A 12,341-nucleotide genomic window follows, 5' to 3' on the forward strand; every position below is an offset into this window, starting at 1 on the left:
GCGGCGCCTGAAGGCGCCGCCTTTTCCGCATGCACCTTACCGGTTTCATCGTTCAGTTCCTGAACGGCTTGGCAGAGGCGTCATCCCTTTTCCTGGTGGCGGCCGGGCTGTCGCTGATTTTCGGCGTCAGCCGCATCGTCAATTTCGCCCACGGCTCCCTGTACATGCTGGGCATATACATTGCCTACTCGCTGGTTCAGCACTGGGGGCAGGGGCCGCTGGGCTTCTGGGCCAGCCTGCTGGGCGCAGCCCTCATCGTGGGGCTGCTGGGCGCCCTGGTCGAAGTGATCTTGTTGCGCCGCATATACCGGGCGCCTGAAATGTTCCAGCTTCTGGCCACCTTCGCCCTGGTGCTGGTGTTCAACGACATGGCCCTCTGGCTGTGGGGGCCGGACGACCTGCTGGGTCCGCTGGCCCCGGGGTTGAACGGCTCCCTGCAGGTTTTCGATCGCTACCTGCCGGTGTACGACCTGGTGCTTATCATCACGGGGCCGGTGGTGCTGCTGGCCTTATGGCTGCTGCTGACGCGCACCCGATGGGGCACGCTGATACGCGCGGCCACCCAGGACCGTGAAATGCTCGGCGCCCTGGGCGTGAACCAGGCCTGGCTCTTTACCGGCGTGTTCGCATTGGGCGCCTTCCTCGCGGGCCTGGGCGGGGCGGTGCAGATTCCCCGCCAGCCCGCCAGCCTGGGACTGGACCTGAGCATTATTGGCGACGTATTCGTGGTGGTCGTGGTGGGCGGCATGGGCTCGATACCGGGGGCTTATCTGGCGGCGCTGATCATCGCCGAGCTCAAGGCCCTGTGCATCGCGCTGGGCGTGGTCGACATCGCCGGCGTCAGCGTGGCTTTTCCCAAGCTGACCCTGGTGGTCGAGTTCATATTCATGGCGTTCGTGCTGGTGTTCAGGCCCTGGGGCCTGCTGGGCAAGCCCTTGGCATCCGTCCGCCACGCCGGCCAGCCGGATGCTCCGCTGCGCGCGCCCGGCCCGGCCTTCACGTGGTCCGCGTTGTTGCTGCTGGCGGCCTTTGCCCTCTTGCCCAGCCTGGCCGGTGTCCTGCCCTACGCCCCGGTACTGGCCCAGGACATGCTGATTTCCGTGCTGTTCGCCGTCAGCCTGCATTTCATGATGGGGCTGGGCGGCATGCCGTCCTTCGGCCATGCGGCCTATTTCGGGGTCGGCGCCTATGCCGCGGCGCTGCTGTTCAAGTCGGCCGGCCTGGGCATGGCGGCATCGCTGTTTTCGGCGCCCCTGGCCGCCGGCCTGGCCGCCGTCGTTTTCGGCTGGTTCTGCATACGCCTGACGGGCGTGTACCTGGCCATGCTGACCCTGGCTTTCGCCCAGATCGTGTGGTCCATAGCCTATCAGTGGGACGCGGTCACGGGCGGGTCCAACGGCATTGTCGGAATCTGGCCCGAGGCCTGGCTGTCGGGCGATGCGTATTACTACTTTACGCTGGCGGTGGTCGCCGCCGTGATCGTCATCGTGCGCCGCATGGCCTTCGCGCCATTCGGGCATGCCTTGCGCGCGGTGCGCGATTCGGCCTTGCGCGCCGACGCCATCGGCCTGAACGTGAAGGGCATCCAATGGGCCGCCTTCATCGTGGCCGGCCTTCTGGCAGGCCTGGCGGGCGCGCTGTATGTGTTTTCCAAAGGCAGCACCTCGCCCGAGGTCATCACGGTGGGCAAGTCGGTCGATGGGCTGGTCATGGTGCTGCTGGGCGGCATCCAGAGCTTGTCCGGGCCCGTCGTGGGCGCGGCCGGCTTTACCTTGCTGCAGGACTATTTCGTTGGCATCACCGAATACTGGCGCGCCCTGTTCGGCGCGGTGATCCTGCTCATCGTCCTTGCCTTTCCACAGGGAATCGCCGGCTATGCCGGCATGTTGATGCAGCGGCGGAGGACGGCATGAGCCTGCTTCGGGTCAATGGCCTGACCAAGAATTTCGGCGGCAACAAGGCGGTGGACGCGATCAGCTTTCAATTGCGGGCCGGCGAGCTGCTGGCGCTGATCGGACCCAACGGCGCGGGCAAGTCGACCACCTTCAATATGGTGGGTGGGCAATTGCGGGCTTCCGCAGGGTCGGTGCAGTTCGACGGCGTCGAACTGCTGGGCCTGCCTACGCGCAAGATTGCACGCCTGGGCGTGGGGCGCACATTCCAGATCGCCGCCACCTTCGCGTCCCTGACCGTGCTGGAGAATGTGCAGGCGGCTTTGCTGTCCCACCACCGCAGGGTCTATTCGTTCTGGCGTTCCGCCTCGTCGCTGTACCGGGACGAGGCCATGCGCTTGCTGGATCAGGTCGGCATGGCGGAGCAGGCCGGCCGCGCATGCAGCGAACTGGCCTATGGCGACGTAAAACGGGTGGAACTGGCCATGAGCCTGGCGGGCGACCCGCGCCTGCTGCTGATGGACGAGCCAACCGCCGGCATGGCGCCCGCCGAGCGCAATGCGCTCGTCAGCCTGGTCAAGAGACTGGTCGCGCAGCGGAATATGGCGGTCCTGTTCACCGAGCACAGCATGGACGTGGTGTTCGCCTATGCCGACCGCGTGATCGTGCTGGCCCGGGGCCAGCTGATTGCGGAAGGCAGCGTCGACGAGGTGCGCCGCCATCCCAGGGTCCAGGAGGTGTATTTCGGAACAGGCCGGACCTTCCAGGCGGAAACCGGAGGCGCCGTGCCATGAACCTTCCAAGCGCGACATCGCATCGGGCCGAGCATGAGCCGCTGCTGTCGGTCGCGGGCCTGAACGCATGGTACGGAGCCGCCCATATACTGCACGACGTCGGCCTGAAGGTGGGCCGGGGCGAGGTCGTGGCCTTGATGGGGCGCAACGGAGCCGGCAAATCGACCACCCTCAAGGCCATCATGGGGCTGCTGCCGCAGCGCCAGGGAGAGGTCGAGTTCATGGGGCACGGCCTGCAAAAAAGGCAGGCCTACGAGGTTGCGCGTCTGGGACTGGGCTATGTTCCAGAGGATCGGCGCATTTTCACGGACCTGACCGTCATGGAGAACCTGGCGACGGGCCGCCAGCCCGACCGGACCTGGCCCGACGGCAGCCCGGGGCTGAACTGGTCGCTGGATGCGGTGTTCGATCTGTTCCCGCATCTGGCGGGCATGCGCCATCGCCTGGCCGGCTCGCTGAGCGGCGGCGAGCAGCAGATGCTGACGGTGGCGCGAACCCTGATGGGAAATCCGTTTTGCCTCTTGCTGGATGAACCGTCCGAAGGCGTGGCGCCGCTGATCGTGGAGCAGATGGCCGACATGATCCTGGCCTTGAAGGCCAGGGGGGCCAGCGTGCTGCTGTCCGAGCAGAACATCCATTTCGCGCAGCTGGTGTCGGACCGCGCCTACGTGCTGGAGAAGGGCGCGATCCGCTACGCCGGCGCCATGGCCGAACTGGCCGCCAACGACGAGGTGCGCAGCGCCTATCTGGCGCTTTGATCTGCATGGTCCGCGGGCCTGCGGCCGCGCTGCGGCGACAGGCCCGCGCGGCCCGCAACGGAGCGGCTAGGCCACCCGCCCCAGCGGCTCCGCGTTCCGGTAGCTGTCCAGCAGCTGCGACCGCCGCGCCTGGGCCGCCTGCAGGTTTTTTTCCTTCACATGGCCGAAGCCCCGGATGTCCTGCGGAAGATTGGCCAGCTCGATGGCCACGGCCAGCCTGCCCTCCGTGAGGCAGGCGTCGAACTCGTTGATCAGGGCAAGATAGTCGTCGATCAGCTGGCGTTCCTGGCGGCGTTCGGCGGTCCGTCCGAACACGTCCAGAGCGGTGCCCCGCAAACCTTTCATGCGGGCCAGCGCCTTGAATACCGTCATCACCCAGGGGCCGTATTTTTTCTTGACCAGCTCGCCCTTGTCGTTGCGCTTGGCCAGCAGCGGCGGCGCCAGATGGAAGTGCAACCGATAGTCCCTCCCGGGTTCGCCCGCGAACTGCGCGCGCAGCTTTTCCGTGAATGCGGGATCCGTATAAAGCCGGGCGACTTCATACTCGTCTTTGTAGGCCATGAGCTTGGCCAGGTTCACAGCCACCGCGCGCGTCAGGCGCAGGCCTTTGCCCGACGCCAGGCCGGACTCTTTGGCACGTACCCGCTCCACCGCCGCCGCATAGCGGCGCGCGTAGGCCGCATTCTGGTATCCGGTCAACCACTGGATGCCGCGTTCGACGACGGCGTCCAGGGTCTCGGGCATGGCGATGATTTGCGCGGGCGTGTCGGCCTTGCCCATGTCCGGCGCAATGGCCGCCACGCCATGGTGCGCGGCGGCGCGGCCCCACTCGAAGGCCGACAGGTTTTTTTCCACCATGACGCCGTTCAGTTCGATGGCGCGCCGCAGGCTTTCGCCCGAGAGCGGTATCCAGCCCTTCTGCCATGCATAGCCCAGCAGCAGGGGGTTGGCATAGATGGCGTCGCCCAGCAGATGCACCGCCAGGGCATTGGCATCCAGGACCTCGCAGCCTTCGCCCATGGCCTCGGCCAAGGTGGCGTGGGCCGCGGCGTCGGGGAAGCGCCATGACGGGTTCCTGATGAAATCGGCGGTCGGAATGGGCGCGCTGTTGATGGCGGCGCGGGTCGTGTCCTTGCGCACCTTCGACAGAACCTCGGCCGAGGTGGTGACGATGGCGTCGCAGCCTATGATGACCTGGGCTTCGCCGGTTGCAATGCGGGTCGCGTGCAAGTCGTCGGGATGCCGGGCGATCTGCACATGGCTGAGCACCGCGCCGCCTTTCTGCGCCAGGCCGGCCATGTCCAGCACGGTGACACCCTTGCTTTCGAGATGAGCCGCCATGCCCAGCAGGCCGCCTATGGTGACCACGCCGGTGCCGCCTATGCCGGTGACCAGGATGCCGTAGGGCCCGTCGATGGCCGGTATGCGGGGGGCGGGCAGGCCGGTGTCCGGTGCGCTGGCCGCCTTGGACTCTTGCGGCAGCGGTTTCTTCAGCTGCGCGCCTTCGGCGGTGATGAAGCTGGGGCAGAAGCCATTGACGCAGGAAAAATCCTTGTTGCAGGAGGACTGGTTTATCTTGCGCTTGGTGCCCAGGGGCGTTTCCAGCGGCTCGACCGACAGGCAGTTGGACTTGACGGAGCAATCGCCGCAGCCTTCGCAAACGGCGTCGTTGATGAACACCCGGCGCGCGGGATCGGGGTAGGCGCCGCGCTTGCGTCGGCGCCGTTTCTCGGTGGCGCAGGTCTGGTCGTAGACCAGCACGGTGGTGCCTTCGGTTTCACGCAGTTCGCGCTGCACGCGGTCCAGTTCGTCGCGATGGTACACGGGCGCATTGCCGGCCAATGCGATGCCTTTGTATTTTTCGGGCTCGTCGGTGACGACCACCACCTTCCTGGCCCCTTCGGCCTGTACCTGCGCGATCACGTCCGTCACCTTGAGCACGCCGTCCACGGGCTGGCCGCCCGTCATGGCAACGGCGTCGTTGTACAGGATCTTGTAGGTGATGTTGGCGTTGGAGGCGATGGCGGCGCGAATGGCCAGGATGCCGGAATGGAAGTAGGTGCCGTCGCCCAGGTTGGCGAATACATGCGTTTCGCTGGTGAAGGACTTCTGTCCTATCCAGGCCGCTCCTTCGCCGCCCATATGGCTGAAGGTTTCGGTCTTGCGGTCCATCCAGATGGCCATGTAGTGGCAGCCGATGCCGGCCAGCGCGCGCGAGCCTTCGGGCACATTGGTCGAGGTATTGTGGGGGCAGCCCGAACAGAACCAGGGCTTGCGGTCGATGGACGCGGCCGGTGACTGGAGTTCGCGTTCCTTGGCGTCGATGATGGCGACGCGGGCCGTGATGCGCGCGCGCAGCTCGGCCGGCAGCTCGGTCTTTTCCAGCCGGCGGGCGATGGCGCGCGCGATCAGGGCGGGCGACAGTTCGCCGCGCGCGGGCAGCAGCCATTGTCCGCGCGGCACCGACCATTCGCCGCCGGCGTTGTCCTTCTCGTCGAACTTGCCGTACACCTTGGGACGCACGTCGTCGCGCCAGTTGTAGAGTTCTTCCTTCAGCGCGTATTCCAGGATCTGGCGTTTTTCCTCGACCACCAGTATTTCTTCCAGTCCGGTGGCGAATTCGCGGGCATCCTGCGCATTAAGGGGCCAGACACAGCCCACTTTCATCAGGCGTATGCCCAGCTGCGCACAGGCGGACTCGTCCAGCCCCAGGTCGGCCAGCGCCTGGCGGGTGTCCAGGTAGGCCTTGCCGGCGGTCATGATGCCGAAACGCGGGCGGGGCGTATCGATGACGATGCGGTTCAGCTTGTTGGCGCGCGTATAGGCCAGGGCCGCGTACCACTTGTAGTCGATCAGCCGCGCTTCCTGGGCCAGCGGCGGATCGGGCCAGCGTATGCCCAGTCCATCGGGCGGCAGCACGAAGTCTTCGGGAATGACGATGCGTGCGCGGTCGGGATCGATGTCCACCGAAGCGGTAGATTCCACCACCTCGGTGACGCACTTCATGGCCACCCACAAGCCCGAGTAGCGGCTCATGGCCCAGCCGTGCAGGCCATAGTCCAGGTATTCCTGCACATTGGACGGGTAGAGCACCGGAATGCCGGCCGCCAGAAGATCGTGTTCGGACTGATGGGCCACGGTGGACGATTTGGCTCCGTGGTCGTCGCCGGCCAGGACCAGGACCCCGCCGTGCCGGGACGTGCCGGCCGAGTTCGCATGCTTGAAGACGTCCATGGAGCGGTCCACGCCCGGCCCCTTGCCGTACCACATGCCAAAGACGCCGTCGCGCGTGGCGTCGGGGTAAAGAGTGACTTGCTGCGTGCCCCAGACGGCCGTGGCGGCCAGGTCTTCGTTCAGCCCCGGCTGGAACACGATGTCGTGATCGCTCAGATGCGACTTGGCTTTCCAGAGCGCTTGGTCCAGCGCGCCCAGCGGAGAGCCGCGGTATCCCGAGATGAAGCCGGCGGTGTTCAGGCCGGTGCGCTGGTCCCGGGCTTTCTGCAGCATGGGCAGGCGCACCAGGGCCTGGGTGCCGCTCATGTAGGCGCGGCCCTTTTCCAGCGTGTATTTGTCGTCGAGGGATACTTGGGCAAGCGTCGATAGCGCCGCCTGATCGAGGGGAGCATTCATCGGGGCAGTCTCCTGTGCAAGTGTCGTTCTGCTTATCGGCTTAGTGTATGAGCTTGGGTCGATATCGTAAAATCAAATTTTCAGCTATCAGGTATTTGAAAATCAGATGAAAAGCGAGGTGACTCTGCGGCAGTTCCGCTACTTCATCGCCGCGGCGACCTCGGGGCAGTTTTCCAGCGCGGCGGTGGCCGAGCATGTGTCCCAGTCGGCCATCACCAGCGCCGTGCAAAGCCTGGAGCGGCAATTGAAAGTCCAATTGTTCGAGCGGCTACCGCACGGAGTGGTGCTGACGCCCGAGGGCCAGGTATTTTTTCATCATGCGCGCCACGTCATGGATTCGGTCAACGACGCCATGCGGCATGCCAGCCTGCTGCCGCAGTCTGCAAAGGGCACCATACGCCTGGCGGCCACCTATACCGTGCTGGGCTATTTCCTGCCGGATCTCCTTAGCCGCTTCAAGCGCAGCTATCCCCAGGTCGAGATCGACCTGGTCGACATGGACAGGGCCGCGCTGGAGTCCGCCCTGGCAGAAGAAAGCATAGACCTGGGCATAGGACTGCTGTCCAATATCGGCCGGCAGGACGACTATGGCCACCGGCTGCTGGTGCGTTCCCGGCGCCGGGTCTGGACGGGGGCGTCCCATCCGCTGGCACGCCAGACCATCGCCACGCTGGAGGACATCGCCGCTCATCCCTACATCATGCTCACGGTCGACGACGCCGACGCGGCGGCGTTGCGCCACTGGCCCGATACACCGGCTTTGCAGGTGGCCATGCGCACCAGCTCGCTCGAGGCCTTGCGCGGCCTGGTGGCCTACGGTTTCGGCGTATCGATATTGTCGGATCTGGTCTATCGGCCCTGGTCGCTGGAGGGCAAGAAAATCGTGGCGATACCGATATCCGATCCGGTGGCTCCCATGGACGTGGGGCTTTTGTGGCCGCGCGGCAAAGAGCCCGCCGGCCTGGTCGATGTCTTTCGCCAGTTCCTGATTCACGCCTGCGAAAGCGAAGGGCAAGGCATGCCGGCCGCGCCCTCTTCGCGGGCAGGCGCCCGCCCGCGCTAGGCGGGTTCCAGGGCAGGGCTCTTTTCGAGTCCTGCTGGCGAGCGTTTTCTTACGGAACCAGCGATATCCCCACGCGAACCTGCCCGTCGCTTTTATGGTTGTATCCCAGAAGTGTTTCTCCGTAGCCTTTGAAGTACTGGACATGAAGGTAGCCGTTCATGTTCAGGAAGGTGCGGCGCAGGGGCCAGGCGGCTTCGAGCTGCGTCGCATTGCGGCCTTCGTGTCCCTGCCGGTACAGGCCCGACAGCACCAGGCCGTTGTCTTGCGCCCAGCGCAGCTTCCAATCCACATGGCCGGCGTAATCCGCGTAGTCGGGATTGTTCTTCACGCTGAAATAGCTTTTGAATCGGGGCGCAAAGGTCAGTGTGCTGCCGCCGTCGAAGCGATAGTTCAGTTCGGGCTGTATGTAGGCGAAGTTGAGCGAGCGCGAGTCGTCGCCGCTCTTGCCGTTCGATTCATGCTCCACGCCGGACGCCAGGCCCAGGAACCAGTCTTTTTGCGGCGACTGCCATAGCGCGTCCTTGCGCCAGAATAGGCTGGGCTTGAACGAGGTGTCCACGAAGGGATGCGAATCCGAGTGCAAATCCCACAGCGCCGTCTGCGTGTAGCCCAGATAGATGTTGTCCGCGAAGCCCGGATTGTTCGGGTCCTTGGGCGTGAAGATGCGGTACTTGAAGCTGACCTGGTAGCGCGCATTGCGACCGCCCTTGTTGCCCACGTCGAAATAAATGGGCTCGTAGGGCGAGATGGCGCTGCGGAAATTCTCGAAGGCGGAAGTGGGCGTGGTCAGATGCTTGGTCGAATTGACGGGAGGCCCTTCGGTCAGCGATGCGCCCGTCGCGGCGACCACGTTGGCGGGCAGCGGCGGATCGGAGTGCCCGCTGCCGTTTGCCGCGCCCGCGTCGATGACAGGCACCGCGGCCGGCGTTCCCGCAATCATGCTGCGTTCCAGCGGGCTGGCGTCCAGCGCCAGCAAGGTGGGTTCGCCTTCGATGTTCACCGCCTGCAAGCCCTGGACGCCCGTCGGCACGACCGCGCTCCAGGACAGCTTGACGAAATTGTTGACCGGAATATTGATGGGGCTCTGGTTGCCTTCCAGATAGGCCAGGCTGCGTATGCTGCGGCCGTTTTGATCACGCCATTGGAGCACGAGGTTCTTGGGGGCCGTCCAGCTCATGACGGTGTCGGTGTCATTGAACAGCACGGCCCTGATGTTCACGGTCTCGCCGGCGACGGCGTGGGTCTGTTCAAGCTTGTAGCTGATTCCGGCGGAAGCGGCGCCTGTCATGAGCAAGGCGGCCAACAGGGTGAGGATGCGGGACTTCAGAAGAGACGTATGAGTCATGGATTGCATTCCATTCGACTTGTTATAGGTACGAAGGAGAATGTAGCATCGGCTGAAATGGTTCAAGCAACCTATTGTAAATCCGTTGTCAAATTGCTGATTCACTGACGTTGTGCGCAGTTCAAGAGGCGGTAAGTGGACGATTTCACGGTCTTTTTGGCTTTGATGGACGACGCGTTAAAATGCGCCGTCCCGCCTGCGACAAAGCGGCAGTAGCTCAGCTGGATAGAGCACGGGCCTTCTAAGCCCGGGGTCGGGGGTTCGAGCCCCTCCTGCCGCGCCAACTCCTTTAAAGACACAAGTCCTGAATGATCATCCTCAAGAACGTGACCCTGCGTCGCGGCAGTAAAGTATTGCTGGACAAAACATCCGTCACGCTCAATCCCGGTGAGAAAGTCGGCCTGGTTGGACGCAATGGCGCGGGCAAGTCGTCCCTGTTCGCCGTGCTCAACGGTACGCTCAACGAAGACAGCGGCGAGTTTTCCATACCCGCTCAATGGCGCATGTCGCAAGTCGCCCAGGACATGCCCGAAACCGAACAAAGCGCTACGGACTTTGTTATCGAAGGCGACACGGTGCTGCTGGCCGCGCAAACTGAAGTGGCCGATGCGGAAAATAGCGACGACGGCATGCGCATGGCTCATGCCTACATGGCCCTGCACGACGCCGGCGCGCACGATGCGCCGGCTCGCGCCCAGGCGCTCATCCTGGGCCTGGGCTTTAGCGTGGCGGAGCTGGACCGGCCGGTAAACAGCTTCTCGGGCGGATGGCGCATGCGGCTTCAGTTGGCGCGCGCCCTGATGTGCCCCTCCGACTTGCTCTTGCTTGACGAGCCGACCAATCACCTGGACCTGGACGCCCTGGTCTGGCTTGAGGCCTGGCTGAAGAATTATGCGGGCACCATGGTGGTCATCAGCCACGACCGCGAGTTCCTGGATGCCGTGACCAACGTGACCTTGCATATTGATCAGGGCAAGCTGTTGCGCTATGGCGGCAATTACAGCAAGTTCGAGGACATGCGCGCCGAGCAGATGCTGCTGCAGCAGGCGGCGCACGCCAAGCAGCAGGAAAAAATCGCCCATCTGCAAAAATTCATCGACCGCTTCAAGGCGAAAGCCAGCAAGGCCAAGCAGGCGCAAAGCCGCGTCAAGGCGCTGGAGCGCATGGAGAAGGTCGCGCCCATGCTGGCTGACGCCGAGTTCCAGTTCGGATTCAAAGAGCCGGCCAGCCTGCCCAACCCCATGCTGTCGATGTCCGATGCCAGCTTCGGCTATCCGCCCGCCGAGGATGCGCCCGCCGGCACGCCGCCCACGGTCATCGTGCAAAAAGTCAATCGCTCGGTGCTGGCGGGGCAGCGCATCGGCATCCTGGGCGCCAACGGCCAGGGAAAGTCCACGTTGGTGAAAACCATTGCGGGGGCGCTGCAAGCCACCGCGGGCGAAATCATCACCGGCAAAGGACTGAACATCGGCTACTTTTCGCAGCAGGAGCTGGACGTCCTGCGGCCCGCCGAGAATCCGCTGGAGCACATGATACGGCTGGCGCGCGATACGCCCGCGGCTGTGCGACCCAGCGCCATGGACTGCCGCGAGCAGGGCCTGCGCAACTTCCTGGGCACCTTCAATTTCAGCGGCGACATGGTCAAGCAAAGCGTGGGCAGCATGAGCGGCGGCGAAAAAGCCCGCCTGGTGCTGTGCATGATCGTGTGGCAGCGGCCCAACCTGCTGCTGCTCGATGAGCCCACCAATCATCTGGACCTGGCCACGCGCGAGGCGCTGAGCGTGGCCTTGAACGAATTCGAAGGCTCGGTCATGCTGGTCAGCCACGACCGGGCCTTGCTGCGTTCGGTATGCGACGAGTTCTGGCTGGTATCGCGCGGAGGCATGACGGACTTCAACGGCGATCTGGATGACTACCAGGTCTATCTTCTTGAGGAAGCCAAGCGCCAGCGGGAAGCCGTGTCACGCAAGGCCGCCTGATCGGTACTTAAGGCGGGTCGCGAGCGGGGACGGGATTGTGTGTCATGCGCCCGTAAGCCTGTTTATGCGGGGGCCGTTCGGACCCTTGCGGGATTTCCCATTACGGCTTATCGATATATGCTGTCCACTTCGCTATGAACGACTTAGGGGTAAACAAACATGTTATTGATCGTTGGAACCGTACGTCTTCCGCCCGAGAATCTTTCCGAGGCCCGGCCGGCCATGGAAACCATGGTGGCGTCCAGCCGGGCCGAGGACGGCTGCGAAGAATATTGCTATGCCGAAGACGTGCTTGATCCCGGCCTTATACACATAAAAGAGATGTGGCGCGATCAGCAGGCGCTCGATCGGCATTTTGCGACCGAACATATTGCGGCATGGCGGGCGGCCTGGCCTGGGCTGGGGATAGGGGACCGCAATTTGCGTATTTACGAGGTTGGGGAGCCACGCAAGACGTGATCGTGGGAGGACTACGGCAATCATGAAGTTGGCCCCTATCGTACGCTCGAGTCAGCGGTCGTTATGGCTTATCACGGCCGCAATCAAGTGATGTTGGCTCACTGTTTTATGCGAGCAGCCATATGATCAGCTCGCGACATGCGGCTTGGCCGTCATATCGACGCCAAGCGCTCGCATCACGGCTAGAGTAGTCTTCAAAGTAGGATTGCCACGCTCACTGAACGACCGATAAAGCTGCTCACGGGAAAGTCCGGTTTTTTTTGCTATTTCTGTCATCCCTTTGGCGCGAGCAACCACGCCAAGAGCCTTGGCAATATAGGCTGCATCGCCTGTTTCAAAGGCATCAGCCATGAAGAATGCGATTTCTTCATCATCGACCAGGGCGGTGGCAGGGTCGTAGGTTGTCAGTTTTTCAGTCATC

Annotated in this window: 9 protein-coding genes and 1 tRNA gene; 7 read left to right on the forward strand and 3 right to left on the reverse strand. The window is 63.7% G+C overall.

Going from position 1 to position 12,341, the window contains the following annotated elements; genetic code table 11:
• Positions 1 to 29 precede the first annotated feature (29 nt).
• From OEG81_RS04660 to OEG81_RS04670, 3 genes are read left to right on the forward strand one after another with little or no spacing between them, the layout of a single operon-like run.
• Positions 30 to 1,913, forward strand: coding sequence for an ABC transporter permease (locus OEG81_RS04660; RefSeq protein ID WP_264131557.1), 1,884 nt, complete (start codon positions 30 to 32; stop codon positions 1,911 to 1,913).
• Positions 1,910 to 2,686 (forward strand): ABC transporter ATP-binding protein, encoded by a 777-nt coding sequence (locus tag OEG81_RS04665; RefSeq protein ID WP_264131558.1) that lies wholly within the window; start codon positions 1,910 to 1,912, stop codon positions 2,684 to 2,686. The genes OEG81_RS04660 and OEG81_RS04665 overlap by 4 nt, the downstream gene beginning before the upstream one ends.
• Positions 2,683 to 3,444, forward strand: coding sequence for an ABC transporter ATP-binding protein (locus OEG81_RS04670; RefSeq protein WP_264131559.1), 762 nt, complete (start codon positions 2,683 to 2,685; stop codon positions 3,442 to 3,444). The genes OEG81_RS04665 and OEG81_RS04670 overlap by 4 nt, the downstream gene beginning before the upstream one ends.
• Positions 3,445 to 3,510: 66 nt before the next feature.
• Here the strand turns inward: OEG81_RS04670 and OEG81_RS04675 are convergent, their stop codons facing one another.
• On the reverse strand, positions 3,511 to 7,074 hold the full coding sequence (locus OEG81_RS04675) for an indolepyruvate ferredoxin oxidoreductase family protein (protein ID WP_264131560.1): 3,564 nt from the start codon (positions 7,072 to 7,074) through the stop codon (positions 3,511 to 3,513).
• Positions 7,075 to 7,180: 106 nt separating this feature from the next.
• Between OEG81_RS04675 and OEG81_RS04680 the strand changes: the two genes are divergently transcribed.
• Positions 7,181 to 8,137, forward strand: coding sequence for a LysR family transcriptional regulator (locus tag OEG81_RS04680; protein ID WP_264131561.1), 957 nt, complete (start codon positions 7,181 to 7,183; stop codon positions 8,135 to 8,137).
• A gap of 49 nt (positions 8,138 to 8,186) precedes the next feature.
• On the opposite strand, the gene OEG81_RS04685 is transcribed toward OEG81_RS04680, so the two are convergent.
• Positions 8,187 to 9,482 (reverse strand): phospholipase A, encoded by a 1,296-nt coding sequence (locus tag OEG81_RS04685; protein ID WP_264131562.1) that lies wholly within the window; start codon positions 9,480 to 9,482, stop codon positions 8,187 to 8,189.
• A gap of 206 nt (positions 9,483 to 9,688) precedes the next feature.
• Between OEG81_RS04685 and OEG81_RS04690 the strand changes: the two genes are divergently transcribed.
• The 3 genes from OEG81_RS04690 to OEG81_RS04700 all read left to right on the forward strand — a co-directional run bounded on the left by OEG81_RS04690 (position 9,689) and on the right by OEG81_RS04700 (position 11,920).
• Positions 9,689 to 9,765: transfer RNA gene (locus tag OEG81_RS04690), tRNA-Arg, on the forward strand.
• Between the two features lie 25 nt (positions 9,766 to 9,790).
• Positions 9,791 to 11,461: an ABC-F family ATP-binding cassette domain-containing protein gene (locus tag OEG81_RS04695; RefSeq protein ID WP_264131563.1), complete on the forward strand. Its 1,671-nt coding sequence runs from the start codon at positions 9,791 to 9,793 to the stop codon at positions 11,459 to 11,461.
• Positions 11,462 to 11,620: 159 nt separating this feature from the next.
• Positions 11,621 to 11,920, forward strand: coding sequence for a putative quinol monooxygenase (locus OEG81_RS04700; RefSeq protein ID WP_264131564.1), 300 nt, complete (start codon positions 11,621 to 11,623; stop codon positions 11,918 to 11,920).
• A gap of 126 nt (positions 11,921 to 12,046) precedes the next feature.
• Here OEG81_RS04700 and OEG81_RS04705 read toward each other — a convergent pair whose 3' ends face one another.
• Positions 12,047 to 12,340, reverse strand: a complete 294-nt coding sequence (locus OEG81_RS04705; RefSeq protein WP_264131565.1) for an addiction module antidote protein — start codon at positions 12,338 to 12,340, stop codon at positions 12,047 to 12,049.
• Between the last annotated feature and the right edge of the window lies 1 nt (position 12,341).

This window comes from Pollutimonas sp. M17, from assembly GCF_025836975.1.
GTDB lineage: Bacteria > Pseudomonadota > Gammaproteobacteria > Burkholderiales > Burkholderiaceae_B.

Bases quoted from the DNA above. Each gene is read 5' to 3' on its own strand.
- OEG81_RS04660 (WP_264131557.1), top strand. From the start codon at position 30: ATGCACCTTACCGGTTTCATCGTTCAGTTCCTGAACGGCTTGGCAGAG.
- OEG81_RS04665 (WP_264131558.1), top strand. From the start codon at position 1,910: ATGAGCCTGCTTCGGGTCAATGGCCTGACCAAGAATTTCGGCGGCAAC.
- OEG81_RS04670 (WP_264131559.1), top strand. From the start codon at position 2,683: ATGAACCTTCCAAGCGCGACATCGCATCGGGCCGAGCATGAGCCGCTG.
- OEG81_RS04675 (WP_264131560.1), bottom strand. From the start codon at position 7,074: ATGAATGCTCCCCTCGATCAGGCGGCGCTATCGACGCTTGCCCAAGTA.
- OEG81_RS04680 (WP_264131561.1), top strand. From the start codon at position 7,181: ATGAAAAGCGAGGTGACTCTGCGGCAGTTCCGCTACTTCATCGCCGCG.
- OEG81_RS04685 (WP_264131562.1), bottom strand. From the start codon at position 9,482: ATGACTCATACGTCTCTTCTGAAGTCCCGCATCCTCACCCTGTTGGCC.
- OEG81_RS04695 (WP_264131563.1), top strand. From the start codon at position 9,791: ATGATCATCCTCAAGAACGTGACCCTGCGTCGCGGCAGTAAAGTATTG.
- OEG81_RS04700 (WP_264131564.1), top strand. From the start codon at position 11,621: ATGTTATTGATCGTTGGAACCGTACGTCTTCCGCCCGAGAATCTTTCC.
- OEG81_RS04705 (WP_264131565.1), bottom strand. From the start codon at position 12,340: ATGACTGAAAAACTGACAACCTACGACCCTGCCACCGCCCTGGTCGAT.